This is a genomic window from Nonomuraea sp. NPDC049158, assembly GCF_040648335.1.
GTDB lineage: Bacteria > Actinomycetota > Actinomycetes > Streptosporangiales > Streptosporangiaceae > Nonomuraea.
This window is the reverse complement of record NZ_JBEZDM010000027.1, coordinates 1-25,252: the sequence shown is the minus strand read 5'-3', so window position 1 is coordinate 25,252 and position 25,252 is coordinate 1. Positions and strand designations below refer to the sequence as shown.

Below are 25,252 nucleotides of genomic sequence, written 5' to 3'. Positions count from 1 at the left end.
AAATCCGCAGGTGGCGTGTCATGATGCGTCCGAATGGCATGTCGAGAAATGTCGGGAAACTGTTGGGAACTGGGTGATGCGATGCTCGCCGTCCAGCGACAGCAGACGATTCTGGAGCTCGTACGGCTGAACGGTGCTGTCAAGGTGGTCGACCTGGTGCGCGAGTTCGGCGTCTCGGACATCACGATCCGCCGCGACCTCGAACTGCTGGCCGAGCGGGGGCTGCTGGCCAAGGTGCACGGCGGCGCGACCGTCATCGGCGCCGGCTCGACCGACGAGCCCGGCTTCGCCGCCAAGTCGGGCCAGCAGGAGGACGAGAAGCTGGTCATCGCCCGCCGCGCCGCCGAGCTGGTGTTCCCGGGCACCGCCGTGGCGCTCTCGGCCGGGACCACGACCTGGACGCTCGCCCACCAGCTGGTGACCACGCCCGGCCTGACCGTGGTGACCAACTCGGTGCGCATCGCCGACGTCTTCCAGCACGGAGGCCGGCCGGACCAGACGGTGGTGCTGACGGGCGGCGTGCGTACTCCCTCGGACGCGCTCGTCGGCCCGGTGGCGGTGGCCGCGATCCGGCTGCTCAATGTGGACGTGCTGTTCCTGGGCGTGCACGGGATGACCACGCGGGCCGGGTTCACCACGCCGAACATGATGGAGGCCGAGACCGACCGCGCCCTGGTCGAGGCCGCGAGCAGCCTGGTCGTGCTGGCCGATCACACCAAGTGGGGGACCGTGGGCATCAGCACGATCGCCCGGCTCAGCGAGGCCGACGTGGTGATCTCCGACGGCGGGCTGCCCGAGTCGGCCAGGACCGCGCTGTCCGAGCAGGCGGGCGAGCTGGTCATCGTTTGATCTTGGTGGAGCCGGGACTGGCGGTCCCCGCATACCAATCCGATCACATGGCATGCGCTGAGCCAGAGTGATCCTACCTTTCTGTGGGATCAAGCCTTATCTTTGCAGTGCTTAGCTGTTACCCCTAGTAGTGGTCCTACCTATTCACACGCATCATTTCGCGCCCCCATCGAATGATCGGATGAGTGAGAAGGGTGGCACAGTGAATAAGCTGTTCGCGGCCGGGGCGACGACCCTCGCCGTGGCTCTCGTGCTTAGTGCCTGCTCAAGCAGTTCGCCCAGTGGAGACCAGTCCTCGGCGCCGGCTTCCGGCGGCAAGCAGAAGGTCTCCTTCCTGGTGTTCCCCTCGCCGAACCTGCCGGAGTCGTACTGGAAGGCCCAGGTCGATCTGGTGACCAAGGCCAACCCCGACCTGGAGGTCGAGCTGGTCGCCGCGCCTTCGGAGTCCGAGCGCAACGACTACGCCAAGCAGCTGGCCGCCTCGGGGCAGCTGCCCGACGTACAGATCGGCATGCAGGACCTGATCGCCCTGGAGCCGAGCCTGGCCACGTGGACGCCGGATGAGCTCAAGGACTTCCTCTGCCCGACCTGTGGCGCGGTCAATGGGAAGGTCCTCCAGCTGCCGACCAACACGCAGACGATCCCGAACGTCTACTACAGCAAGAAGCTGTTCCAGAAGGCCGGCATCGCCGAGCCGCCGAAGACCTACGCCGACCTGCTGGCCGACGCCGAGAAGCTGAAGGCCAAGGGCATCACCCCGTTCGTGTCGGGCGGCGTGTTCGTCACCTCCCAGCCGTGGACCGCCATCCTGGCCACGGACCTGTACGCCAAGACGCCCGACTGGATGACCAAGCGGCGCAACGGCGAGGTGAAGTTCGCCACCGACCCGGCCATGAAGGCCGCCACGCAGAAGTTCACCGACCTGGCCGCCAAGGGCTACCTCGACAAGCGGCAGATCGGGCAGGACTATCCCAAGACGCAGGAGGCCTTCCTCGGCGGCAAGGGCGCGATGTACCCGATGGGCAGCTGGTTCGCCGCCGCGGCCGACGGCTCGCCCATGAAGGACGACATCGGGGTCTTCGCCTGGCCCGGCGACGACGGCGCCCTGCACATGCCGACCTTCACCGGCGGCGGGCTGTCCGTCAGCGCGACGGCCAAGAACATGGCCGCGGCCAAGAAGTTCGCGCTGGCCTTCCAGCTCACCAAGGAGAACCTGGATGCCTCGGTCAAGGCCGACGCGCTCTTCCCGGCGATCAAGGGCTACACGCCTCCGTCGGACACGGGCCCGGTGTTCAAGGCCGTCTACGACCTGTGGCAGAAGGCGCTGACCGAGAAGGCGACCGTCCCCGCGTTCAGCTGGGAGGCCGGGGACACGGCGATGCTGCCGGGCATGCAGGGCAAGTTCTGGTCCACGGCGCAGGACCTGGTCAGCGGCAAGAAGACGGTCGACCAGGCACTGGCCTTCCTCGACACCGAGTGGGAGAAGTCCGGCTGATCCGGCGGGGCGGGCCGCCGAGCGCCCGCCCCCCGATCTGACCGGGGTCCGATTCCGACCAGGAGGGGTCTGGCCTGATGGCCGCTGGCACCACCATCCACCATCACAAGCCCGGCCACGCGCAGGCCCGAGTACGCCGGCGACGGCCGGGCGGCAAAGGGGCCGGGCTGTGGCATTTCCTGTCGTTCGCCGCGCCCGGCACGCTCATCTACTTCTGCCTCGTCGTGCTGCCGATCACGCTCAGTTTCGGCTACAGCCTGACCGACCAGGCATTGCTGCGGCCCAAGACGCACTTCGTCGGGCTGCGCAACTACCAGTTGCTCTTGCAGGACGAGACGTTCCTGCAGTCACTGCGGGTGACCACGATCCTCACGCTGATCGTCGTCATCGTGCCGAACGTCCTGGGCGTGGCCATCGCGGTGCTCCTCGACCGCCGCGGCTGGCTGTACAACGCGCTGCGCAGTGTCTTCTTCACCCCGATGGTGATCAGCTCCGTGGTCATCAGCGTCATCTGGACGCGCATCCTCGCCGACGACGGGCCGATCAACCAGGCGCTCAGGGCGCTGGGCGTCAGTGAGCCGCCGGGCTGGCTGTCCGACCCGGACATCGCGCTCTACTCGCTGTCGTCGATCGTCTGCTGGCAGATGCTCGGCTTCTGCGTGGTCGTCTATCTCGCCGGGCTCCAGGGCGTACCCCAGGAACTGGCCGAGGCGGCGGCGATCGACGGCGCGGGCCCGGCGCGCAGGTTCTGGAGTGTCACCTGGCCGCTGCTGGCGCCCGCGCTCACCATCAACACGGTCGTCCTGCTGATCTCCGCGTTCAAGATCTTCGACCACGTGAAGGTGATCACCAACGGCGGTCCCGGTACGGGGACGACCGCGAGCGTGGCGCTCGTCATCCTGCAGGAGGGGTTCGTGGAGAACCGCACCGGCTACGCCTCGGCGGAGGCCGTCGTCATGCTGATCGTCATCGCTCTGCTGTCGGTGATCACGCTGCGCGTGCTGCAGCGCAGGGAGGTGCAGCTCTGATGCGCTCCACCGTGCCATGGCTGCGCCCGCTGGTCGCGCTGGTCGTCGGCGGGGTGTTCTTCATCCCCCTGTACATCGCACTGATCAACGTCTTCAAGGAGAGCCGGCAGGTCGCCAGCGGCGCCATGTCGCTGCCGATCCCGCCCACCTTCGACAACCTGATCCGGGTGCTGACCAGCCCGGACAGCCTCTTCTGGTCGTCGCTGCGCACCAGCGTCCTGGTCACCTCGCTGTCGATCATCATCCTGACGGTGCTGTCGGCCATGCTCGGCCACTACCTGGCCAGGCAGAACACCTGGTGGTCACGGGTGATCATGGTCCTGCTGCTGTGCGGGCTGATGATCCCGCCGCAGGTGATCCTCATCCCGATCACGCAGGTGCTCAAGGCGCTCGGGCTGATGTCGACGCTGCAGGGCCTCGTACTCTTCAACGTCGGTTACTACGTGCCGTTCGGGGTCTTCGTCTTCTCCGGCTTCATGAAGGGCGTGCCGCGGGAACTGGAGGAGGCCGCGGCCATCGACGGGGCCACGCGGTGGCAGACGTTCTGGAAGATCGTCTTCCCGCTGCTGCGCCCGGCGACGGCCAGCGTGCTGATCTTCCTCGGGGTGTGGATCTGGAACGACTTCCTCAACCCGCTGATCATCTATGGGCCGCGCGAGGGTACGACGATCATGACGGGCATCTACAAGTCGCTCGGGCAGTACGCGGCGGACTTCGGCGGGATGTTCGCGCTCATGTTCCTGGCCACGCTGCCGATCCTGGTGTTCTACCTGCTGCTGCAGAAGCAGTTCGTCAAGGGGCTCACGGGCGGGGCGACGAAGGGCTGACACGCGAACGGCCCCCGGCGCGTGGTGCCGGGGGCCGTTCGCGTTGCTGGTTAGTTGACGTCGAGCTTGCGCTGGATGGCGACGAGGATGTGCATCATCTCCGTCTGGGTCTGCTGCATCGACGCCTGTCCGGCCTGGAGCCCGTCTATCGACGTCTGCATCGTTGCCTGTCGGGCCTGGAGCTCGTCTATCGACGCCTGCATGGAGGTGACCTTGGTGTCCAGGGCGGTGACCTTGGCGTCCAGGACGACGACCTTGCCGTCCAGGACGGTGACCTTGCCGTCCAGTGTCTTGACCCGGTCCGCGACGCCGTTGATGCGCTCAGTGAGCTGCTGACCCATCTCCATCTGGTCGGCCCCTATCCGGACGAATTCGTTCTCGATGCTGCCGATGAACTGCATACCCGCTTCCTTGATGCTCACCGTTATCTCCCCTACCTTTGAAGGTAGGGACCGGGGATGTATCAGATCTCCGGTCCCGATTGCTTTTTCAGGCTAGCGGGGTGGCGTCAAGAGCGTCCAGAGAATCTGGGACAACGGGTAGCGGTTTCTATACCCAGCGTAGTCATTTATACAGAGCGTCCACATCCTTGGCGAAGTCTCGCATCACCACGTTGCGCTTGATCTTCAGGGTCGGCGTCAGGTGCCCGCTGTCCTCGGTGATGTCCACGTCCAGGATGACGAACTTCTTGATCTGCTCCGCCTTGGACACCGTCAGATTGGCCGTGTCGACGGCCTTCTGCATCTCCGCCAGTACGCGCGGATCCGTGCAAAGCTCACTCAGCGTAGCCGTCGGCAGGCCGTTGACCGTCTTCCAGTGGTCCAGCGCCTCCGGGTCCAGAGTGATCAGCGTCGCCACGAACGGCCGCCCGTCGCCGACGACCATGGCCTGGGAGATCAGCGGGTGCGCGCGGAGCGCGTCCTCCAGCGGGCCGGGGGCGACGTTCTTGCCCGCCGCCGTCACCAGGATCTCCTTCTTGCGTCCCGTGATGCGCAGGTAGCCGTCGGCGTCGAGCTCGCCCACGTCGCCCGTGTGGTACCAGCCGTCGGCGTCGATCGCGTCGTCCGTCGCCTGGTCGTTGTGCCAGTAGCCGTGGAAGACGTGGCGGCCCTTGGCCAGGATCTCGCCGTCGTCGGCGATGCGGATCGACACGCCGGGCAGCGGCTTGCCGACCGTGCCGATCTTGTTGGCGCCCGGCATGTTGACCGAGCAGGGCGCCGAGGTCTCGGTCAGGCCGTAGCCCTCGAACACCTCGATGCCGACGCCCTTGAAGAAGTGACCGAGCCGGTCGCCTAGGGCCGAGCCGCCGCACACCGCCGCCGTCAGCCGGCCGCCCGTGGCCGTGCGGAGCTTGCCGTACACCAGCCGGTCGAACAGGGCGTGCCGCAGGCGCAGGCCCAGGCCCGCGCCGCCGGAGCTCTCGGCCTTGCTCCACGCGACGGCGGTGTCGGCGGCGCGGGCGAAGATCGCGCCCTTGCCGCCGGCGATGGCCCGCTGCTCGGCGCCGTTGTAGACCTTCTCGAACACGCGGGGCACGCCGAGCAGGAACGTCGGCTGGAACTCGGCCAGGTCCGGCGCCACGTTCTTCATGTTCGGGGTGTGGGCCAGGATCGCGCCCGCCTCGATGATGGCGACCTGGATCATGCGGGCGAAGATGTGCGCGAGCGGCAGGAACAGCAGCGCCGCCGGCGACTTGCCGGCGAAGAGCGACTCCAGGGGACCCGCCACCACGTTGCGGGCGGTGAACAGCAGGTTGTCGTGCGTGATCCGGCAGCCCTTGGGCCGGCCGGTGGTGCCGGAGGTGTAGACGACCGTGGCCAGGTCGGCCGAGCCGACCCGGGCGCGCCGCTCCTCGAAGGCCGCGTCCGTCACCTCGGAGCCGTCGAGGGTCTCGTCGACGCGCCAGATCGGCTTCAGGCCGGGCGCGGCCTCGCGCACGGTCTCCTCGTGCGCGTCGAGCTCGACGAACACCGCCTTGGCCTCGCTGTCGGACAGGATCCACTTGACCTGCTCGACCGCCGACGTCTCGTAGATCGGCACGGTGACCGCGCCGATCGACCAGATCGCGTAGTCGATCAGCGTCCACTCGTAGCGGGTACGCGACATGAGCGCGACCCGGTCACCGTGCTCGATGCCGGCCGCGATCAGCGCCTTGGCCAGCTCGACCACCTGGTCGCGGAACTCGGACGCGGTGACGGCGGGCCAGCCGGCGCCTGACTTGCGCCGCATGACGACCGCGCCGGGCTCCTGCTCGGCCCGTCTGAAGACCGTGTCGGGCAGGCTCGCGGAGGCAGGTACGTCGACCAGCACCGGGACGCTGTACTCGCGCACGAATCAACTCCTGTTCGGGGGACCGCCTGGACGCTATCGCGTTGAATTACCCACGGGTAGGGGTCATTCTCACGCTAGCAGCCACTCTCATAGGATTTCCCGCATGAGGGTCCATGTCATCAGCGACGTACACGGCAGGGCGGACGCGCTGGCCGGCGCGGCGGCGGGGGCCGACGCGCTGATCTGCCTCGGTGATCTGATCCTCTTCATCGACTACGACGACCACGCGCAGGGCATCTTCCCGGACCTGTTCGGCGCCGAGCGGGCCGCGGAGTTCATCGCGCTGCGCACGGCCAAGCGCTTCGACGAGGCCAGAGCCCTGTCGGCGCGGCTGTGGTCCACCCTCGACGGCGACCCGCGCGAGCACATCGAGCGCAACGTACGCGCCCAGTACAAAGATCTCTTCGCGGCCATGCCCGCGCCCGCCTACCTCACCTACGGCAACGTCGACATCCCGCGACTGTGGTCCGACTACCTCCAGGACGGCCACCAGGTGCTCGACGGCCAGAGCGTGGAGATCGGCGGCTGGCGGTTCGGCTTCGTCGGCGGCGGGCTCAAGACCACCTACCGCACGCCGTACGAGATCAGTGACGAGGAGTTCGCCGCCAAGGTCGAGGCGGTCGGTGAGGTGGACGTGCTGTGCTGTCACATCCCGCCCGCGGTGCCCGAGCTGCTGTACGACGTGGTGGCCCGGCGCTTCGAGCGCGGCAGCGAGGCCACACTGGCGGCGATCAAGCGGACGCAGCCGCGCTACGCCCTGTTCGGGCATGTGCACCAGCCACTTCACCGGCGCACCCGTATCGGGCGCACCGAGTGCGTGAACGTGGGTCATTTCCGGGGAAAGGGGGTTCCGTTCATCCTCGAATGGTGACCCGACCGGTACGGTGGTCGCATGGCTGATCGCACCACTTCGAGCATCACCGTCGGCGCCGACCGGGCCGCCGTGATGGCCGTCATCGCCGACTTCGCCACCTACCCCGAATGGGCGGGTCAGGTGAAGGAGGCGGAGGTCCTCAGCACCGGGGCCGACGGCAGGCCGGAGACGGTGCGGTTCGTCCTGGACGCCGGCGTGATCAGCGACGCCTACACCCTCGGCTACACCTGGCAGGACGACGAGAGCGTCCGCTGGCAGGTCGTCGAGCCGGGCAAGATGCTCGCCGAGCTCGCGGGGAGTTATCAGCTGGCCGAGACGGGCACGGGCACCGAGGTGACGTACGAGCTCTCGGCCGACCTCAAGGTCCCCATGATCGGCATGATCAAGCGCAAGGCGGAGAAGGTCATCGTGGACACCGCGCTCAAGGGCCTCAAGAAGCGCGTCGAAGGGCACTGAGGTGAGCCCACGAGTTCTGCTCTTCACCGGCAAGGGCGGTGTGGGCAAGACCACCGCCGCCGCGGCGACCGCCACGCTCGCCGCCAAGCGCGGCCTGAAGACGCTGATCGTCTCCGCCGACACCGCCCACTCGCTGGCCGACGCGCTCGGCGTCGAGCCTGGCGAGGTCGCGCCGGGGCTGCACCTGCACCAGGTCGACACCCAGAAGACGCTGGAGCGCCACTGGGGCGAGCTGCAGGACTACGCCAGAGGGCTGCTCGCCGAGCTGGGCCTGGACGAGATCACCTCCGAGGAGATCACCATCCTGCCCGGCGCCGAGGAGATCATCGCCCTCCTGGAGCTGCGCGAGCACGCCCGCGAAGGACGCTGGGACGTCATCGTCGTCGACTGCGCCCCCACCGCCGAGACCCTGCGCCTGCTGGCCCTGCCCGAGGCGCTCGACTGGCACATGACCAGGCTGATGCCGGTCGGCCGCAAGATCATGAAGATCGTCTCGCCGTTCGTGCGCAGCGTCGCCCGCGTCAGCGCGCCCGGCGAGGAGGTCATGAGCGCGGGGGAGCGCTTCCACCGGGGCCTGCTGGAGGTGCGCGAGCTGCTCACCGGCGACAACGCCTCGGTGCGCCTGGTGTTCACGCCGGAGGCCGTGGTGCTCGCCGAGGCCAGGCGCACCCTCACCTCGCTCAACCTGTACGGCTACCGCGTCGACGCGGTGATCGCCAACCGGGTCTTCCCCGCCGAGGGCGCCGACGAGTGGCGCGCCCAGTGGGTGGCGGCCCAGTCCAGGCTCCTGGCCGAGGCCGAGGAGTCGTTCACGCCGCTGCCCATCCACGTCGTGCCCTACCTCCCGGCCGAGCCGGTCGGCAAGGACGCGCTGGCCCAGGTGGGCGGGGCGATCTACGGCGAGGTGGACCCGTTCGCCGCCCCGGACGTGGAGCCGCCGCTGCGGCTGTCCGCCGACGAGCTGACCCTGGCCCTGCCGGGCGCCGACCGGGCCGAGGTGGACCTGGCCCGCAAGGGCGACGAACTGATCATCACCGCCGGCCCCTACCGGAGGATCCTGGCACTGCCGGCGGCGCTGGCCCGCAGACGGATCAGCGGCGCGGCGCTCCGCGACGGCCTGCTCCGGGTACGGTTCACAGCAGGAGGGCCAGATGACTGAGAGCAACAGAGACCCGATAGGCACCGTCACGGACGAGGCGCGCAAGCTCTTCGACAGCATCCAGGGGCGGGCCACCCGTCAGGTCGGCAGGACCGTGCTCAACTCGTTCACCGGGGGCGGCGGCGGGCAGAGGGACAGGGACGTGTGGAGCGAGGCGGTGTCCGAGCCCCACGACGAGTACATCTGCCGCGCCTGCCCGCTCTGCCGGGCCATCGCGGCACAGCGGGAGTCCGGCAACGACGTGGCCGGGCACCTGGTGGCGGCCGGCGGCGAGCTGTTCGCCGCCTTCCGCCAGACGATCGACGCGCTGAGCAGGCCGGCCCCTCGCAGGCCACGCGACGATCAGAGCGGCGAGCACGGCCGCGACAACGTTGAACATATTGATCTGGGTTAGTCCAGGTTTGGGATAGAGGAGATACAGGGGCATGCTCACGATCGGTGTGGACATCGGCGGCACCAAGGTCGCCGCGGGCGTGGTCAACGACAACGGCGAGATCATCGCCCACGCGCTCAAGCCCACCCCGGCCGACCAGCCCGAGCAGGTCGCCGCGACGGTGGCCGAGGTCGTGCGCGAGCTCGCCCAAGGCAGGGAGATCGAGGCCGTCGGCGTCGGCGCGGCCGGGTTCGTCGACGAGACCCGGTCGGTCGTCCGGTTCGCGCCCAACCTGGCCTGGCGCGAGGAGCCTCTGCAGAAGAAGATCAGCGGGCTGGTCGGCCTGCCGGTCGTCGTCGAGAACGACGCCAACGCCATGGCCTGGGGCGAGACCAAGTTCGGCGCGGGGCGCGGTCAGTCGCACGTCGTCTGCATCACGGTCGGCACCGGCATCGGCGGCGGCCTGGTCTTCGACGGCAAGCTGTTCAGGGGCCACTGGGGCATGGGGGCCGAGCTCGGCCACATGCAGGTGGTGCCCGAGGGCCGGCTGTGCGGGTGCGGCCAGCTCGGCTGCTGGGAGCAGTACGCCAGCGGCAACGCCCTGGTCATCGAGGCCAGGCAGATCTCCACCGCCCAGCCGGAGCGAGCCCAGATCCTGCTCGGCCTGGCCGGTGGCAAGATCGAGGGCGAGGAGGTCACCGAGGCGGCCAAGCTGGGCGACGAGGCCTCACTCGCCGCCTTCGCCAGCCTCGCCGACTGGCTCGGCCAGGGCATGGCCGACCTGGCCGCGATCCTCGACCCGGGCTGCTTCATCGTGGGCGGCGGCGTCTCCCGCGCGGCCGACTTCTTCCTCGACCGGGCCCGCGAGACCTTCGCCCGCCAGCTCACCGGCAGGGGCCACCGGCCGCTCGCCGAGATCCGGCTGGCCGAACTGGGCGCCGCCGCCGGGGTCGTCGGCGCGGCCGACCTCGCCAGGATGCGCTGACCGGGTTCCCTCGCGATGGCGCGCGTGGCCACGTACAACGTCCGGGCGCTGCGTGACAGCGTGCCCGCGCTGGTCCGGGTGATCGAGTCGATGCGGGCCGACATCCTGTGCCTCCAGGAGGTCCCGCGCTTCCTCAACTGGCGCGGCCGGCGGCGGGAGCTCGCCGAGGCGTGCGGCCTGCGGGTGGTGGCCGGGGGCAGGCTCGGCGGCGTCGCGGTGTTCGCCCGCCCCGGGATCGAGGTGCTGGCGGCCGAGCACCACCGGCTGAAGGTGTTCGCCGGGCTGGAGATCCGCGGGCTGGCCGTCGCGGTCCTGCGGGTCGAGGGAGCGCCGCTGGCCGTCGGCTCGATCCATCTCGATCTCCACGGGGCGGCCAGGCTGCGGCACGCGTACGAGGCCATGACGCTGATGGAGCGTACGGCGGCCGCGCACGGCGCGGCCATCGTGATCGGCGGCGACCTCAACGAGCAGGAGACCGAGCCCACCTGGCGGTATCTGGCCGGTCGGCTCACCGACTGCCGGCCGGCCGCGCCCCGGGGCGAGGGGCTGACCTTCCCCGCCCGGCAGCCGCGCGAGCGCATCGACGCGGTGTTCGCCGGGCGCGAGCTGACGGTCGTCTCCTGCGGTGGCGTGGACGCCGCCGAGGCCGACCTGGCGGCCGCTACCGACCACCTGCCGGTACTCGCCGAGCTGCTAGTCGGGGCCTAACGGGGCGGGGAGGTCCGCGAACCCGTAGCATTTGCTCATGACCCGTCGCTATCAGCGGCGTGCGCTCACCCTGATCTTGGCGACGTCCGTGGCCTTGTCGCAGGTCACGCCCGCCGCGCATGCCGATCCCCACCCCGCCACCATTGAGGCGTGGCAGCAGTCGACGAGCGTCCGCCTGGACGCCGACGGCTCGCTCTCCGACGTTACCGCGCTCTCGTCAGGCGATGTCTGGGCCGTCGGCCAGCAGGAGATCTGGGACGTCTGGAAGAACCGTGGCACGGTCCGCCACTGGAACGGCTCCAGCTGGTCCGAGGTGACCCTGCGCGACGCCACCGGGGCCGGCAACCTGCGCGGCGTGGCCGCCACCTCGCCGTCCGACGTGTGGGCCGTGGGCGACGGTCACGACGGCCTGCCCTACCTCGCCCACGGAGACACCGGCGGCTTCGACCGGGTCAGGGCGCAGGGGATGCGGGCGGGCGACTGGCTCGGCGGCATCGACGCCCGTCCGGGGCGTGTGGTGGCCGTCGGCAGCCGCGACGACTACGGGCTCATCCTCACCGGCCAGGCCGGCGCCTGGAGCGCCCAGCAGACCAAGGAGAAGGGCGCGCTCTACGCGGTGTCCAGCAACTTCGCCGTCGGCGACACGGGCAGCGCGCCGCTGATCATGCACTACTCCGGCGAGAGCTGGAAGGCCATGCCGGTGCCCGAGGTCCCCGGTGGTTACCTGCGCGACATCCAGGTCGACAGCGCCAAGCGGGCGCTGGCCGTGGGCGGCGTCTACCGCGGGGCCGACCAGGTCGACCCGCTGGTGCTGTCGTGGAACGGCAAGCGCTGGCAGCGCGAGCGGCTGCCCGAGACCGAGTCGCGTCTCTACGGGGTCACCGGCGACGGCAAGGGCCGCTTCTGGATCTCCGGCTTCGACCCGTCGCGAGCCGCCGAGCCGTTCATGATGCGCTGCGAGAAGAGCGACTGCGAGATCATCCGGGGCGGCGCCGCGAAGGGCAAGGACAGCGTGCGGTTGCAGGCGGTCACCTACCTCGCGGGCAAGGGCGACGTCTGGGCGGTCGGTCACGCCGTGGACGCCCGCGAGCGCTACACGGACGTGGTGGAGTTGTTCGGGCCCAGAGTGCCTTCGCTGAAGGACTCCTAGCCGGGCTCGGAGCTCGGCCGGCCGGATCTCAGAGCACGGCGCCGTCGTCCCAGCCGTCGCTGGGCGGGCCGTCGCCCATCCGCACCACCAGCGCCACGAAACCGCCGATGAACGCGGCCACGGCGGTGAAGAGCGCCCAGCCCTCCATCTGCCAGTTGGCCATCGCGGCGATCAGCAGGTAGGCGGGGCCGCCGAACAGCGCCACCCAGGCCAGCTTGGTCGGCAGGTCGAGCTTGGGCAGCGGCGGCGGGGGCGGCGGCACGAAGCGCTCCTCGCCGTCCTCATCCTCGTCGAGATCCTCGTCGCCCTGCTCCGCCTCCACGTCGGCGTCCTCGTCGACCGCGGGTTTGACCACCCGGGCGACGGGCTCGACCGGTACGTTCTCGCTGTCCGGCCATGGCTGGTCGGCCGAGTCGCGCTCGGCTGTGTCGTTGAAGGACGCGACGATCTGGCGCCAGACCTCGTCCTCGTCACTCTGGGGCGTCACCTAGATCGGCCTCTCCGCAGCGATCGCGACTTCCCCCTGGGTGCGATCAGTCCCTCTGCAAGGGTACCGAGGCATGTGTCCGGATGAAGTCGAGGCTACCGGCAAAGATCTTGTCGGCATCGTTGTCCAGCGTCGCAACATGGTAGCTATCGGTAAGCTCCTCGATCGTGGCCTGCGGTACGTTCTGGCGAATGATCTCCACGCTCCTCGGTTTCACCACATGGTCCTCGGTGCTGTGGAAGACCAGCAGCGGCTGCGTCACCTTCACCAGGTCGGCCTGGACCAGCGACCACAGGCCGGGCAGCGAGGCGGCCGCCTTCACGGGCGTGCGCGCGTAGGCCAGCTCGGTCACGCCCGGCTTCTTGACGTCGTTGGCCACCCCCGGCACCGACGGCAGGAACCATTTGAGCACCGGGGCCAGCATCAGCAGCGGCACGTCGCGCACGATCGACGGGTTGACCACGATGACGCCGCTGATCGCGTCCCCGTGCACCTCGGCCAGCCGCAGCGCCAGGCAGCCGCCCAGCGACAGCCCCGCCACGAACACGTTCGCGCAGCGGCCCTGGAGGTCCTCGAACGCCTTCTCGACCTCGGCGTACCAATCGTCCCAGCGGGTGCGGTTCATCTCCTGCCAGGTGGTGCCGTGTCCGGGCTGGCGGGGGAGGGAGACGCTCACCCCCTGCCCGGCGAGATACTCGCCCCAAGGCCGTAGCGACTGCGGGGTGCCGGTGAAGCCATGGCACAGCAGTACGCCGACCTGGCCTGCTTCGTGGTGATAGGGCTCCGCGCCTGGCATGAGCGGCATAACAGCTCCTCGATGGGATTTCATCCCGGAATTGCCCGATCGTCGCACGATCGAGGTGGATTGTGCGAGAGGTGAGGTAGGAGCATCGGTTCTGAGATGCGAAGATGACTTTGCTTACAGATCGCGCTGTAGGGAAGAGGTGGCCGGGTGTTCTACTGGGTGGTCAAGGCCATCTTGGGGCCGATCCTCCGCGTCGTCTTCCGGCCGTGGGCGGAGGGTGTGGAGAACGTGCCCAGGCAGGGGCCGGTCATTCTGGCCGGAAACCATCTGTCGTTCGCCGACCACTTCTTCGGGCCGCTGCATCTGCGCCGCAAGGTCATTTCGCTCGGCAAGTCCGACTACTTCACCGGGCGCGGCGTCAAGGGCTTCTTCACCCGGCTGTTCTTCAGCGGCGTCGGCACCGTGCCGATCGACCGCTCGGGCGGCAAGGCCAGCGAGGCCGCGCTGCGCACCGGCATGCGGGTGCTGCGCGAGGGCAACGTCCTGGGCATCTACCCGGAGGGCACCCGCTCACCCGACGGCCGCCTGTACAAGGGCAAGACGGGCGTCGCCCGCCTGGCCCTGATGTCGCGGGTGCCGGTGATCCCGTGGGCCATGGTCCACACCTTCGAGATGATGCCCCCCGGCCATCCGCTGCCCAAGCTCGGCATCCGGCCCGGGGTGCGGTTCGGCAAGCCGCTCGACTTCTCCCGCTATTACGGGATGGAAGAGGACCGGCTGGTGCTGCGCGCCGTCACCGACGAGATCATGTACGCGCTCATGGAGCTGTCGGAGCAGGAGTACGTCGACAAGTACGCCGCCAGCGCCAAGGTCGAGATGGAGCGCGCGGCCCGGGCCGCCAAGGGCTGACCACCGCTCATCGCGGGGGTTGCCCTGGTGCCTGCTCGGTCTCGCGCCCGGCGGTGGTCATTGCCGTAGTGCCTGCTCGGTCTTGCGCATGGCGGCGGTCATCGTCTCCAGCTCGCCGCGGGTCATCCGGTCGATGAGGTAGGCCCGGACGACCTCCACGTGGCCGGGCGCGACGCGCTCCAGGCAGCGGACGCCCGCGTCGGTCAGCACGGCCAGTACGCCCCGCTCGTCGGACGGGCAGGTGGTCCGCTCGACCAGGCCCGCCTTCTCCAGCTGCCCGATCTGGTAGGTCAGCGCGGACTTCGACACCACGACGCCCTTGGCCAGCTCCGTCATGCGCATCTGGCGGTCTGGGGCGTCGGCCAGGCGGGCCAGCACCTCGTACTGCGGGTGGGTCAGCCCGGCCGCGGCCTTGAGCTGCTCTTCGATGCGCCGCTCCAGCAGGTGGGAGGTGGACAGGAAGGCGCGCCAAGCCGCCATCTCCGTCTCGTCGAGCCACGCGGTGTCCGTCACGGCGTCCAGTGTACTTGTTGTTCAGATTTGAACTTCCGGGTAGAGTGCTGGTTCAAATCTGAACTACTGCCTTTGGAGAGCGCATGCTTGACCAGTCACGTTCCGTAGCCATCCTGGTCGCCCGAGTGGCCGTCGGTGTGATCTTCCTGGTGCACGGCTACCAGAAGTTCGCCACGATGGGGATCGCCGGGACCACCAAGTTCTTCGAGTCGGCCGGGATTCCGCTGGCCGGGGCCGCCGCTCCGGCGGTGGCGGTGCTGGAGGTCGCGGGCGGCCTGGCGCTGATCCTCGGTGTGGCGCTGCCCGTCGTGGGGACGCTGCTGGCGCTCGACATGGCGGGTGCGATCCTGTTCGTCCACGGGGCCAACGGGTTCGCGGTGGACAAGGGCGGCTTCGAGTTCGTCCTGTCGCTGGCGGCGGGCGCGCTGGCCGTCGGCTTCAGCGGAGGCGGCGCGCTCGCCCTCGACCGCGTGCTGTCCAGCCGCCGCACCCCTGAGAACGTCGCGGCCTGAGCTTGACGTGGCTCAGGACAGGTGGGCGCGGATCTGCTTGATGTGCTCGGGAGTGGTGCGGCAGCAGCCGCCGATGAGCGAGGCGCCGGCCCGTTGCCACTCCTCGGCCGCCTGGCCGTACTCCACGGGCTCGGCGGTGCCGCGCCACCGGCCCTGCTCGGAGTCCCAGTATTCGCCGGAGTTCGGATAGACGATCACCGGCAGGCCGCCGGCCAGCGAGGCGATGAGGCCGGGGATGTGCCGCGGCGCGGTGCAGTTGACGCCGACGGCCACCACCTGCGAGCTGCCGGCGAACAACGCGGCGGCCTCGGCGATCGGGGTGCCGTCGTTGAGGTGCGCGGCGTCGCGGCAGGAGAAGCTCACCCACGCCTTGACCGACGGCGTCTCGGCGAGCAGCCGGGCCAGCGCCCGCGCCTCCGGGTAGGACGGGATGGTCTCGCAGGCGAGCAGGTCGGGCCCGCTCGAGGCGAGGATCTCCCAGCGTGGCCGGTGCCACGAGAGCAGGCCCAGCTCGTCGAGATCGTAGTCGCCGGTGTATTCGGCGCCGTTGGCCAGGTAGGCGCCGTAAGGGCCGATCGAGGCGGCCACCAGACCGCCCCCGGCCTCGTCACGGGCCTGGGCGGCCAGCTCGACCGAGAGCCTGATCAGCCGCTCGGCCTGCGCCTCGTCGAGCCCGCGCCGGACGAACCCCGGGATCGACGCCTGGTAGCTCGCGGTCGTGGCCACGTCGGCGCCGGCGGCGAAGTAGTCGGCGTGCACGCGCCGGATCAGCGCCGGATCCTCCACCAGCAGCCGCGCCGACCACAGCTCGTCGCTCAGGTCGGCGCCGAGCATTTCCAGGCGGGTGGCCAGGCCGCCGTCCAGGACAAGGGTGCTCACCCGTCCAGAGTATGGTGCCGCGCGTACTCGACAGGACTTTCCGGCCCGGGTGAACCGGTCGAATAAGGCGGGTGAATTGCCGGCCGGGGCTATTGCGTTTGCCGGTTGTCATGGAAAGCGCGGATTATCTCGTCCAGCATGGCCGGGACGTCGGCCGGGCCGGCCACGGTGAAATCCGCCTGCCGGGCCAGTTCGTCGCCTGTTTCGCCGTTCGCCACCGCGACTCTGACCCCGAGGAACTCCGGGTCCACTTCCTCGCGCGTCCGCAGGGCCTCGAAGGCGCGGGCGTCGGACAGGTCGTCGCCGAAGTACCAGGCCCTGGTCAGGGCGGCGCTCTCCGCTTCGACGACGGTGCCCTTGTCGCCGTGCACCGGCGGCTTCAGCTCGACCACCATGCGGCCCAGCTGCTCGGCCAGGCCCAGCTCGGCGGCCTTCGCCGACGACCATCTCTCCACCGCGCCACGCAGCGCCGGATCGGCTCTGTAGTGCAGCGCCACCATCAGCGCCTTGTCCTCCACCAGCACCTTGCCCGGCAGGTCGCGGGCGGCGTCGGCGACCAGGCGGCGGATGACCGGCGCCCATGGCTCCGCCTCACCGGCGTTCCTGATCTCGCCGTCGACCACCGTCTGCAGGCCGTACAGGCCGAAGAGCCGCACGCCGGGGGCGCAGGAGAGGCGGTCGCGCAGGAACGCGGCGGGGCGCGCGGAGACGACGGCGACGCGGGCGAACAGCTCCGCCAACGCGCTCAGCCGCTCCACCGCCCCGGGGACGGGGAGCACCGCGTCCGGATCGTTCATGATGGGCGCGACGGTGCCGTCGAAATCGAAGAAGAAACCCGATTCCCGGGCCGCGGAAACGGTGGCGGAGATCGCCTCGGCGAAGCGCAACGGTGCGCGAGAGGTCGCCATGTACGGTGACGATAGAACAGCCCGCCGGACTCCGATAGACGGCTATTCGTATTTCGGATGAACCTTGCCGGAGTTCGCCGCCGAGCCGGCCGGAGTGGTCTTCGCGATGCGGGCGAGCGCTTCGGCGTCCTTCACCGTCACCTCGCCGTCGCCGATCTCGACGAGCTCGCGACGCTCGAAGGAGCGCAGGGCCCGGTTGACGCTCACCCTGGTCGCGCCGATCTCGGCCCCCAGGCCCGCCTGCCCGGCGTGCAGCAGGACCCGGCCGCCCTCGCTCCGTCGTACCAGCCACTTGGCCACCCGCGCGGAGACGTCGAGCACGACCGCGTCCGTGAGCCGCTCGTCGAGGTCGCGCACGGTCCGGGCGAGCGTACGCATGAGCCGGGCCGCCACCGACGGCTCGGTGGCGATCACCTCGAGCACGGCCACGCGCGGCAGGTAGGCCACCTCCACCGGGGTGAGGGCCGTCAGCGTGGCGCGGTGGGTGCCCTCCACCAGGAGCGTCGTCTTGTCGAACGCCACGGGAGCGGCGTCCACCGACAGCACCACCTCGCGGCCGTCCACGCTCACCCGCCCGGCCTTGACCCGGCCGCCGAGCAGCACGATCAGCTGGTCGGCCGGGTCGCCCTCGGTGCAGAGCACCTGCCCCGCCGGGTAGCGCCGCTGCCGCGCGACGGACTCCAGCCTGCGCAGCCCCTCTTCGCCCAGCTCACGGAACATCGGGAGGGCGGCCAGCGTGTGCGTCATGTATCAGGTGATACACCACGGCCGTGCCCGGTGATGCGGCGACCGTCCAGCTCGCGGGCCTAGCGTGCGGGTATGGCGAGATTTGTGGTGCAGCCGGCGTTCGACGACGATCCCCGGCGGCTGCGGATCTGGTCGCCCGGCCCCGGCTCACCGGTCTATGGAGTGTGGGGTGTCCGGACACACCCCACACCCACAGGTCACACCGGCGGTGCCGTCAGGTGCGCTTCCAGAACGGGCGGCGGGGCGTACCCGGCACGGGCGATCCGGTCGGGGCCGAGGGTGATCCGCTCGTGAGTGCGGTGAGCACCTCGATGGCGTGCGCCCGCAGCGCTTCGGCGTCGATGCCCGGTTGCTCCGCCGTCTGCAGCTCGCGGCCCAGTTCGGCCAGCTCCGGATGCCCGCCCAGGTAGGCGGCCAGCGCCGCGAGCCGGGAGCCCAGATCCGCCAGGTAGAGCGGGTCGGGAGCGCCGAGCAGCGCCCGGAGCCGGTCGAGCTCGACGACCAGCTGCGTCCTGACGGACTCCAGGCCGGGCCCGGCCGGACGGGGGGCGGCGGGCGGCGCGAACCGCGGCGACGGGCTCATCCGCCCACCGGCCGAGCTACCGCCGAAACCACCGGCTGAGCCTCCGCCGGGGCTGCGGGGCGCGCCGCCGGGACCCGCTTCCGCCTCCCAGTCGACCCCTCTGGTGCGGCGGGCCGCGTCTGGGGCGCCGGTCTCCTGGGTGCCCATGAGGCCGTGACTCTGGCCGGGGGCGAAGCCCGGGTCGGGGATCGACATGGGGCGGGACGGCGCGGCCATCACCGCGGCCTGGGCCATGAAGGGCATCATCGGCGGGTTCTGCGGCATCTCCCAGCCGCTCGGCGGCTCCACGGGCTGGATGACGCGGTGCTCCGGCTCGCCTTCCGCCACCTTTCTGGTGTCGATCGCCACGTAGGCGGTGAAGCGGCACAGGACGCCGTTGTCCAGCGAGACCCGGACGATCTCCGCCTCCAGCTCGTGCTCGCCCATGGCGTACCGGTCCTCCAGCTCGCGCAGGTGCGCGCGGGCCCAGACGGCGCGGATCGCCGGGTTGTCCACCACGGTGCCCGTCACCTGCTGCTCCCACGGGGCGCCCGCCGCCAGCCCGCGTACGGTCACCGACGAGCCGTCCCGGTAGCGGCCGTGCACGCGCAGCGGGACGCCGGGGAAGAGGGAGCCCAGGTGGGTGACTGTGCCGGGCTCCAGGTCGAGGCCTTTGAGGGACAGGTCGGTCACGAGGGGTGCGCCGATGCGGCGGTGGATCTGCTCCATGGCGGCGTCCAGGCGGTCCTCCGACTCGACCAGCTCGCAGCGGCCCGCGCCCAGACCGGCCAGCCGGCCCAGGAACCCGGCGTTCACCGCCCGGTCGATGCCGACGGTGTGCACCCGCATGGCCGACAGCGCGCCGCCGGTCTGCTCCAGGATCTGGTCCTCGTGGCCCACCTGCCCGTCGGTGACGAGGACCAGGACGCGTTCGCGCCCGTCCTGGTCGTGGAGGAGAGAGATCGCCTGGCGCAGCGGCTCCAGCAGCTCGGTGCCGCCGCGGGCGTCCACGCGCGCGAGATGCTCGACCGCGCGGTAGCGGTTGCGGTCCGAGGCCGTCACGAGCCCCTCGAACGCCTGCTCCACCACCGAGTCGAAGGTCAGCACCGCGAAGCGGTCCTGCTCCGTCAGCGTGTCGACGATCCGCGCCGCGGCCCGGCGCGCGGCGACCATCTTCCAGCCGCCCATGCTGCCCGACCTGTCCAGCAGCAGGACGAGGTCACGCGGCGTGCGCGGCGACTCCAGCGCCGGGGGCAGCACGGTCAGCGAGAACGCGCCCCGGCCGTCGAGTTGCAGCGCGGTCGAGGTCTCGAACGACAGCCGCAGGATGAAGTCGCGGTCCAGCCGCTCGCCCGGCCGCAGCCGTACCGTATGACCCTCCTCCTCGACCACGTGCAGGCTGGAGGCCAGCTCCCGCAGGTCCAGCCCGGCGGGGTCGATCGTCGCCGTCAGCGACAGGCGTACCGGGTCGGGGAAGCCGGGCAGGAGCACCGGCGGCGTGATGCGCGAGGCGTCGGGCACGGCGTCGGTGTCGGGTGCGGTGCCGTCGCCGGCGCCGGGGCCGTCGAGCGGCGTGCCCGGAATGTAGCGGGGGGCGACGACCAGCGGGAAGCGGAACGTGGCCGCGCCGTCCTCGTACGGCAGCGGCTGGCTCAGCGTGAGCCGGACCGTCACCCGCTCGCCCGGCAGCAGGTTGCCCACCGTGATCGTGAACACGTCGGGCCGGTCCTCCTCGGCGATCGCGGCCCGCTTCCCCTCGCGCAGCGCCCGGTCGTAGTCGGCCCTGGCCTGGCCGCGCTCCTTGAGCACGCCGTCGATCACCCGGTCGTCGGCCTCCATCCTGAACCCCGTCACCGCCGCCCTGTCGGGCAGCGGGAAAACGTAGGTGGCCTCCAGCGTGACGTCGTACGGGTTGCGGAAGCCCTGCGTCACCTCGACCTCGGCCATGAGGCCGGAGATGTCGGCGGACACGTCGACGCTCTGCAGGGGCAGGTTCCCGCGCGCGGTCCGCAGCGCGCCGAACCCGGAGTCCGGCACCGGCAGGCACCGGGTGGGCTCGAGCGAAGTGATCTTCATGCTAGCTTCCTCTCGTCGAGCAGCGCCAGCAGCGGTGCCGCCGCGGTGAGTACCGCCTGGATGTCGTCTTCAGCCGGGGTACGGCCGGCGCCGTCGAGCACGAGCGTCACTCCGTCGGCCAGCCTGACTCCGCGCACCAGCGCCCCGTGCCCCGTGGGCCGGGGGAGGGGTGCGGAGCGGCGGCCCGCACCCTCTGGCGGAGGAGTGCCGGCCGGTCGGAGAACGCCGGCGGGCAGGGGAGCGTCGGTGGGCGGGGGATACGGAAGGGCGGGGCCGGTCGCGTCGGCGGGGTGCGCGGCCCAGAACCGTCCGCGCGGGTTCCCGGACCGAGCCGCCGAGCCGTCGGGGAGGGCCGCCGCCTCAGGCGTCTCGCCCTCCGGAAGGTCCGCCGCCTCAGGCGTCTCGCCCTCCGGAAGGTCCGCCGCATCGCGAGCCACCTCGCCCTGGGGTGCCGTCGTAGTGTCCAGAACGGCCGCCGTCGCCGCGACGTCCTCGTCCAGGGGCGACCAGTCGGGGTGGGCGGTCCGCTCCAAGGTCGTGTCCGTGGCGCCGGTCAGGGCGGTCTGGATCTCCGCGATCGACCGCCCGGCCGCCTGCAGCCGCTTGATGGCCACGAGCTGCAGCAGATGCCGCCTGCCGTACTGGGCGATCCGGCCGCGCCTGGTCAGTGGCGGGTCGACGAGGCCGATCGTGGTGTACCACCTGATCAGCCGCTCGCCGGGCACGTCGCGGACCCGGCCGTTGAGCGGCTGGGCGTCTGGCCGGGCGTGCGCGCGCAACGCGTCGGCGGCGCGCTCCGCCAGCTCACGGATGGTCCAGGTCTCGCTCATACCTTCACAATTACACTGTCACTATTGCAGTGTCAACCAAGAGAAAGCGGGCAAGGAGGGTGCGTCGCATAGAGACCCTGATGTCGAACCACGGGGAGGAACACATCATGGCTACGATCACCGGTCCGCTCTCGGGCGACGCGAAGAAGACGGTCGCGACGGCCCTTCAGGGAGCCCTGGTCGATCTCCTCGATCTCTCGCTGCTCGCCAAGCAGATGCACTGGAACCTGACCGGCCCGCACTTCCGGCAGATCCATCTCCAGCTCGACGAGGTCACCGCCCTGGCCCGTGAGCACGCGGACACCATCGCCGAACGCGCCGTCGCCCTGAGCATCAACCCGGACGGCCGGGCGGCCACCATCGCCAAGTCCACCAAGCTCTCCCAGCCGGAGAACGGCTGGATCGAGGACGGCAAGGTCGTGGCGACGATGACCGACATCCTGGAGGCCGTCGGCAAGCGGATGCGCGAGCGCGTCACCGCCACCGACGAGCCCGACCCGGTCAGCCAGGACCTGCTCATCGCGGTGGCTCAGGACATCGACAAGCAGCACTGGATGTTCCAGGCCCAGCGCTGACACCGCACCGCCCGGGGCCGGCGCTCGCGGTCCCGGGCGGCCGGTCCGCCGTCGCGATCCACCCGACGGCCAGAGATTTCGCGCAGAGTTTGATCTCGCGCCTCCCTGTCATTCATGTCGGCGGGGTCGACTGGCGTGGCACCTAGAGGGAGGCCGCACGATGTCCAGCAAGACTCTCCTCCGCACGGGCCCGCTCTGGCAGGGCGGGATGAGCCCCTACGGCCCGCTGGAGCCGCCAGGCGGCGACGATCTGGCTCTGCCCGGAGGGTTCAGCGGCCGGATCGTGGCCCGCTCGGGCCAGAAGGTGGCCGGGCTGACGTGGCACGCGGCGCCCGACGGCGGGGCCTGCTTCCCTGACGGCACCGGCTGGATCTACGTGTCCAACTCCGAGCTGCCGCTGCTCGGCGGCGCGTCCGCGCTCCGGTTCCGCGCCGACGCCTCGATCGCCGACGCCTACCGCATCCTGTCCGGCACCGACCTCAACCGCGCGGGCGGCGCGACACCGTGGCACAGCTGGCTCTCCTGCGAGTTCGGTCATCGCGGCCGGGTGTTCGAGTGCGATCCGTACGGCATGCGAGCCGGGCGCCCCCGCCTGGCCATGGGCCGGTTCAAGCACGAGGCCGCCGCCTGCGACCCCGACCGTGAGGTCGTCTACCTGACGGAGGGGGAGCCCGACGGGTGCTTCTACCGGTTCAGGCCCGGCGACTGGGGCGATCTCACCGAGGGCACCCTGGAGGTGCTCTGCGTCGCCGGTGACTGGAAGCCGGTGCCGTCGCCCGCCGCCCTGCTCAAGGCCACGCGCCACCAGATAGACGACGCCCGCCACTTCGACGGCGGGGAGGGCTGCCACTACGCGGGCGGCGTCTGCTACTTCACCACCGAGGGCGACAGCGGCCTGTGGGCGTACGACGCCGAGACCTCCACGCTCGACCGGATCTGCGACGACGTACGCGCCATCACCGCCGCCCCCTCCGGCGACCTCTACGTCGCCAGGCGGTCGACGGAGATCGACGTCATCACCCCCGATCGGGCGGTCACGCCGTTCCTCAAGCTCGGTGGCCTCGACGGGGCCGAGCTCACGGGGCTGGCGTTCGCGCCCGACGGCGGCCGGCTCTACTTCTCGGCCAGACGGGGCCGCGACGACGGCCGCACTTTCGAGGTGGCCGGGCCCTTCCGCGCCTGAGGGCCCTCCTCGGCCGGTGGCTCAGAGGTCGCGGCTCCACTCCTGCTCGGTGACCTCGATCCCGTTCTCCGTCTCCTTGTGCTCCGACTCCAGCGCGAACCCGGCCGCCTGGTAGATGCGCCGCGCGCTGTCCAGGCAGTCGCGGGTCATCAGCGTGATCCGTTTGTGGCCCTCGGCCTTGGCGTGGCGCAGGCACTCGGCGACGAGCCGTCCGCCCAGGCCCAGCCCGCGGGCGGACGGCTCGACCAGCAGGAGCCGCAGCCGCGCGGTGGTGTCGTCCTCCCGTACGCAGAACACGCACCCGGCGGGCTCTCCGCCGACCTCGGCGATCCACCCCATGTCGCGCGACGGGTCGTATGCGCCGATGATCCTGGCGACCAGCCGCTCGAAGTCCATGCCCCAGCCGTACTCCCGGCTGTAAAGGACGCCGTGCCGGTAGACCACCCAGCTCAGGTCGCCCGTGCGCAGGGGCCGGATCACGTACGGCTCGCGCTCGCCGGCGCCCTCCAGCAGCGTCCTGATCGTGGCCATGCTCGTGACCAGGCGTTCCTGTCCCGGCTCGGGCAGTGTGGCCAGCAACCGCTCGGCCTCCGCGTCCGACCGCGTGTCCAGCAACCCGAACGACTCGGTGCCCGCCGCGGTGAGCCGGACGACCTGCTTGCGGGCGTCGGTGGCCGCGCGCTCCTTCGAGATCAGCCCGTCGCCCTCGAGGCGGGTCAGGATCCTGCTCAGGTAGCCCGCGTCGAGACCGATGAGGGCGCGCAGCTCGCCCGTCTCCAGTTTGCCCGCGTGCCCGAGCTCGAACAGCACCCTGCACTCGGCCAGCGAATAGGGGGAGTCGAGCATGCCGGCCTGGAGGACGCCGATGACCTTCGTATAGAACCGGTTGAAGGCCCTGATTTCGGAGACCCTTGCCTTCGTCAACGAATTCATTGCCTCAGTCAAGCATGAGAAGATGCCTCCTGTGAAGCACCTGTATATAGGCGGATATGGGCCCGGCATCGTCACCCCCGGCGGAGAGCTGACCCGGCTCACCTCATCCTCGTTCCTGGCCGCGCACCCGACGCTGCCCGTGCTGTACGCGGTGGGTGAGCTGGCCCAGGGCTGGCTGAGCGCGTTCAGCACGGAGGCGGCCGCGCTCGCCCCGCTGGACGAGCGGCCCAGCATGGGTGACAGCCCCTGCCACGTGGCGGTCGATCCGGAGGGCGCGCTGCTCGCCGTCGCCAACTACGGCGACGGCACGGTCAGCCTGCATCACCTCGACTCCCGCGGCGCGTTCGAGGGACGCCCGATCGTGCTGCGCCACGAGGGCTCCGGGCCGCACCCCGAGCGCCAGCAGGGCCCGCACGCCCACCAGACGGTCTTCCACGACGGCCTGCTGTACGTCTCCGACCTGGGCACCGACCAGATCCGCCGCTACACCCCCGAGGGCGAGGTGCTGGAGCCGCTGCGCCTGACCCCGGGCACCGGGCCGCGCCACATGGTCTTCTCCGGCTCGCGCCTGTACGTCGTGGGCGAGCTCGACGGCATCGTCACCCTCATCGACGGCGAGAAGACGGCGGGCACCCTCGCCTCGCGCGCCGAGGGCGTCAACCAGCCCTCCCACCTCGACCTGGACGGGGACTTCCTGTACGTGGCCAACCGCGGCCCCAACACGATCACCGTGCTGCGGGCCGAGGACCTGACGACGGTGGCCGAGGTGCCGTCGGGCGGCGAATGGCCCCGGCACTTCGCCATCGACGGCGACCGCCTGTACGTGGCCAACCAGCACTCAGGGGTGGTCACCGAGTTCGCGCTGAAGGACGGCGTACCCGAGCCGACGGGTGAGGTGCTGGAGGTCGACAGCCCCTCTTGCGTCCTGCCGGCGTAAAGGCCCTTACGCGTCCGGGGCCTTCTTGCGTGCCGCGGGCGTAAGGACTTCCCCAAGTCGCCGGTCCGGTGGGCGGGGGGTCGTGACCATGGTGCGCTGTGCGCAAGTCCTTGATCGTCGTGATCCTGCTGCTGTCCGCGTGCGGCACCACCACCCCCGCCGCCCCGGGGCCCGCCCCCCCCCCCCCGCCCCCCGCCCCCCCCCCCCCCCCCCGCCCCCCC

Annotated in this window: 27 protein-coding genes; 16 read left to right on the top strand and 11 right to left on the bottom strand. The window is 70.5% G+C overall.

Going from position 1 to position 25,252, the window contains the following annotated elements:
• Positions 1–81: 81 nt before the first annotated feature.
• The 4 genes from AB0B61_RS40590 to AB0B61_RS40575 all read left to right on the top strand — a co-directional run bounded on the left by AB0B61_RS40590 (position 82) and on the right by AB0B61_RS40575 (position 4,199).
• The gene (locus AB0B61_RS40590; RefSeq protein ID WP_358443985.1) at positions 82–849 is read left to right on the top strand and encodes a DeoR/GlpR family DNA-binding transcription regulator; all 768 of its coding nucleotides are present in this window, start codon (positions 82–84) and stop codon (positions 847–849) included.
• A 202-nt stretch (positions 850–1,051) separates the two neighbouring features.
• On the top strand, positions 1,052–2,344 hold the full coding sequence (locus AB0B61_RS40585) for an extracellular solute-binding protein (protein ID WP_358443983.1): 1,293 nt from the start codon (positions 1,052–1,054) through the stop codon (positions 2,342–2,344).
• A 77-nt stretch (positions 2,345–2,421) separates the two neighbouring features.
• Positions 2,422–3,372 carry a sugar ABC transporter permease gene (locus tag AB0B61_RS40580; RefSeq protein ID WP_358443981.1) on the top strand — a complete coding sequence of 317 codons (951 nt, stop codon included), beginning with the start codon at positions 2,422–2,424 and terminating at the stop codon, positions 3,370–3,372.
• Positions 3,372–4,199 (top strand): carbohydrate ABC transporter permease, encoded by an 828-nt coding sequence (locus AB0B61_RS40575; protein WP_357945026.1) that lies wholly within the window; start codon positions 3,372–3,374, stop codon positions 4,197–4,199. The genes AB0B61_RS40580 and AB0B61_RS40575 overlap by 1 nt, the downstream gene beginning before the upstream one ends.
• Positions 4,200–4,249: 50 nt before the next feature.
• On the opposite strand, the gene AB0B61_RS40570 is transcribed toward AB0B61_RS40575, so the two are convergent.
• Together AB0B61_RS40570 and AB0B61_RS40565 are read right to left on the bottom strand one after the other, a co-directional pair.
• Positions 4,250–4,621, bottom strand: a complete 372-nt coding sequence (locus tag AB0B61_RS40570; RefSeq protein WP_358443978.1) for a hypothetical protein — start codon at positions 4,619–4,621, stop codon at positions 4,250–4,252.
• 142 nt (positions 4,622–4,763) lie between these two features.
• Positions 4,764–6,530 carry an AMP-dependent synthetase/ligase gene (locus AB0B61_RS40565; protein WP_358443975.1) on the bottom strand — a complete coding sequence of 589 codons (1,767 nt, stop codon included), beginning with the start codon at positions 6,528–6,530 and terminating at the stop codon, positions 4,764–4,766.
• A gap of 103 nt (positions 6,531–6,633) precedes the next feature.
• Between AB0B61_RS40565 and AB0B61_RS40560 the strand changes: the two genes are divergently transcribed.
• From AB0B61_RS40560 to AB0B61_RS40530, 7 genes are read left to right on the top strand one after another with little or no spacing between them, the layout of a single operon-like run.
• A complete protein-coding gene (locus tag AB0B61_RS40560; protein ID WP_358443972.1) occupies positions 6,634–7,401 on the top strand; it encodes a metallophosphoesterase in 768 nt (255 codons plus the stop codon).
• A 21-nt stretch (positions 7,402–7,422) separates the two neighbouring features.
• A complete protein-coding gene (locus AB0B61_RS40555; RefSeq protein ID WP_358443969.1) occupies positions 7,423–7,860 on the top strand; it encodes an SRPBCC family protein in 438 nt (145 codons plus the stop codon).
• 1 nt (position 7,861) lies between these two features.
• On the top strand, positions 7,862–9,019 hold the full coding sequence (locus AB0B61_RS40550; RefSeq protein ID WP_358443966.1) for an ArsA family ATPase: 1,158 nt from the start codon (positions 7,862–7,864) through the stop codon (positions 9,017–9,019).
• Positions 9,012–9,413, top strand: coding sequence for a hypothetical protein (locus AB0B61_RS40545; protein WP_358443963.1), 402 nt, complete (start codon positions 9,012–9,014; stop codon positions 9,411–9,413). The genes AB0B61_RS40550 and AB0B61_RS40545 overlap by 8 nt, the downstream gene beginning before the upstream one ends.
• A gap of 31 nt (positions 9,414–9,444) precedes the next feature.
• Positions 9,445–10,377 (top strand): ROK family glucokinase, encoded by a 933-nt coding sequence (locus tag AB0B61_RS40540; RefSeq protein WP_358443960.1) that lies wholly within the window; start codon positions 9,445–9,447, stop codon positions 10,375–10,377.
• A 15-nt stretch (positions 10,378–10,392) separates the two neighbouring features.
• Positions 10,393–11,085: an endonuclease/exonuclease/phosphatase family protein gene (locus AB0B61_RS40535; RefSeq protein WP_358443957.1), complete on the top strand. Its 693-nt coding sequence runs from the start codon at positions 10,393–10,395 to the stop codon at positions 11,083–11,085.
• Between the two features lie 37 nt (positions 11,086–11,122).
• A complete protein-coding gene (locus tag AB0B61_RS40530) occupies positions 11,123–12,235 on the top strand; it encodes a hypothetical protein (RefSeq protein ID WP_358443954.1) in 1,113 nt (370 codons plus the stop codon).
• A 28-nt stretch (positions 12,236–12,263) separates the two neighbouring features.
• Here the strand turns inward: AB0B61_RS40530 and AB0B61_RS40525 are convergent, their stop codons facing one another.
• Together AB0B61_RS40525 and AB0B61_RS40520 are read right to left on the bottom strand one after the other, a co-directional pair.
• Entirely contained in the window at positions 12,264–12,722 is a 459-nt protein-coding gene (locus AB0B61_RS40525; protein WP_358443951.1) for a hypothetical protein, read from the bottom strand.
• A gap of 46 nt (positions 12,723–12,768) precedes the next feature.
• Positions 12,769–13,527 carry an alpha/beta fold hydrolase gene (locus AB0B61_RS40520; protein ID WP_357639918.1) on the bottom strand — a complete coding sequence of 253 codons (759 nt, stop codon included), beginning with the start codon at positions 13,525–13,527 and terminating at the stop codon, positions 12,769–12,771.
• Positions 13,528–13,674: 147 nt separating this feature from the next.
• On the opposite strand from AB0B61_RS40520, the gene AB0B61_RS40515 reads away from it, so the two are divergent.
• Positions 13,675–14,376 (top strand): lysophospholipid acyltransferase family protein, encoded by a 702-nt coding sequence (locus tag AB0B61_RS40515; RefSeq protein WP_225298509.1) that lies wholly within the window; start codon positions 13,675–13,677, stop codon positions 14,374–14,376.
• Positions 14,377–14,433: 57 nt separating this feature from the next.
• Here the strand turns inward: AB0B61_RS40515 and AB0B61_RS40510 are convergent, their stop codons facing one another.
• Positions 14,434–14,889 carry a MarR family transcriptional regulator gene (locus AB0B61_RS40510; RefSeq protein ID WP_358443949.1) on the bottom strand — a complete coding sequence of 152 codons (456 nt, stop codon included), beginning with the start codon at positions 14,887–14,889 and terminating at the stop codon, positions 14,434–14,436.
• A gap of 83 nt (positions 14,890–14,972) precedes the next feature.
• Here AB0B61_RS40510 and AB0B61_RS40505 point away from each other — a divergent pair, with 83 nt between their 5' ends.
• The gene (locus AB0B61_RS40505; protein ID WP_358443948.1) at positions 14,973–15,401 is read left to right on the top strand and encodes a DoxX family protein; all 429 of its coding nucleotides are present in this window, start codon (positions 14,973–14,975) and stop codon (positions 15,399–15,401) included.
• A gap of 12 nt (positions 15,402–15,413) precedes the next feature.
• Here the strand turns inward: AB0B61_RS40505 and mmuM are convergent, their stop codons facing one another.
• The 5 genes from mmuM to AB0B61_RS40480 all read right to left on the bottom strand — a co-directional run bounded on the left by mmuM (position 15,414) and on the right by AB0B61_RS40480 (position 21,403).
• On the bottom strand, positions 15,414–16,280 hold the full coding sequence (gene mmuM / locus AB0B61_RS40500) for a homocysteine S-methyltransferase (RefSeq protein WP_358443946.1): 867 nt from the start codon (positions 16,278–16,280) through the stop codon (positions 15,414–15,416).
• A gap of 89 nt (positions 16,281–16,369) precedes the next feature.
• Entirely contained in the window at positions 16,370–17,188 is an 819-nt protein-coding gene (gene otsB, locus AB0B61_RS40495) for a trehalose-phosphatase (RefSeq protein ID WP_358443945.1), read from the bottom strand.
• A gap of 42 nt (positions 17,189–17,230) precedes the next feature.
• Positions 17,231–17,935 (bottom strand): Crp/Fnr family transcriptional regulator, encoded by a 705-nt coding sequence (locus AB0B61_RS40490; RefSeq protein WP_358443943.1) that lies wholly within the window; start codon positions 17,933–17,935, stop codon positions 17,231–17,233.
• Positions 17,936–18,149: 214 nt separating this feature from the next.
• On the bottom strand, positions 18,150–20,573 hold the full coding sequence (locus tag AB0B61_RS40485; protein ID WP_358443941.1) for a VIT domain-containing protein: 2,424 nt from the start codon (positions 20,571–20,573) through the stop codon (positions 18,150–18,152).
• Positions 20,570–21,403: a MerR family transcriptional regulator gene (locus AB0B61_RS40480; RefSeq protein ID WP_358443939.1), complete on the bottom strand. Its 834-nt coding sequence runs from the start codon at positions 21,401–21,403 to the stop codon at positions 20,570–20,572. The genes AB0B61_RS40485 and AB0B61_RS40480 overlap by 4 nt, the downstream gene beginning before the upstream one ends.
• Positions 21,404–21,510: 107 nt before the next feature.
• Here AB0B61_RS40480 and AB0B61_RS40475 point away from each other — a divergent pair, with 107 nt between their 5' ends.
• Together AB0B61_RS40475 and AB0B61_RS40470 are read left to right on the top strand one after the other, a co-directional pair.
• Positions 21,511–21,978: a DNA starvation/stationary phase protection protein gene (locus AB0B61_RS40475; RefSeq protein WP_358443937.1), complete on the top strand. Its 468-nt coding sequence runs from the start codon at positions 21,511–21,513 to the stop codon at positions 21,976–21,978.
• 160 nt (positions 21,979–22,138) lie between these two features.
• Positions 22,139–23,161: an alkaline phosphatase PhoX gene (locus tag AB0B61_RS40470; RefSeq protein ID WP_358443935.1), complete on the top strand. Its 1,023-nt coding sequence runs from the start codon at positions 22,139–22,141 to the stop codon at positions 23,159–23,161.
• Between the two features lie 21 nt (positions 23,162–23,182).
• On the opposite strand, the gene AB0B61_RS40465 is transcribed toward AB0B61_RS40470, so the two are convergent.
• A complete protein-coding gene (locus tag AB0B61_RS40465) occupies positions 23,183–24,094 on the bottom strand; it encodes a helix-turn-helix domain-containing GNAT family N-acetyltransferase (protein ID WP_358443933.1) in 912 nt (303 codons plus the stop codon).
• Between the two features lie 22 nt (positions 24,095–24,116).
• On the opposite strand from AB0B61_RS40465, the gene AB0B61_RS40460 reads away from it, so the two are divergent.
• A complete protein-coding gene (locus AB0B61_RS40460; RefSeq protein ID WP_358443930.1) occupies positions 24,117–25,031 on the top strand; it encodes a lactonase family protein in 915 nt (304 codons plus the stop codon).
• The last annotated feature ends 221 nt before the right edge of the window (positions 25,032–25,252 follow it).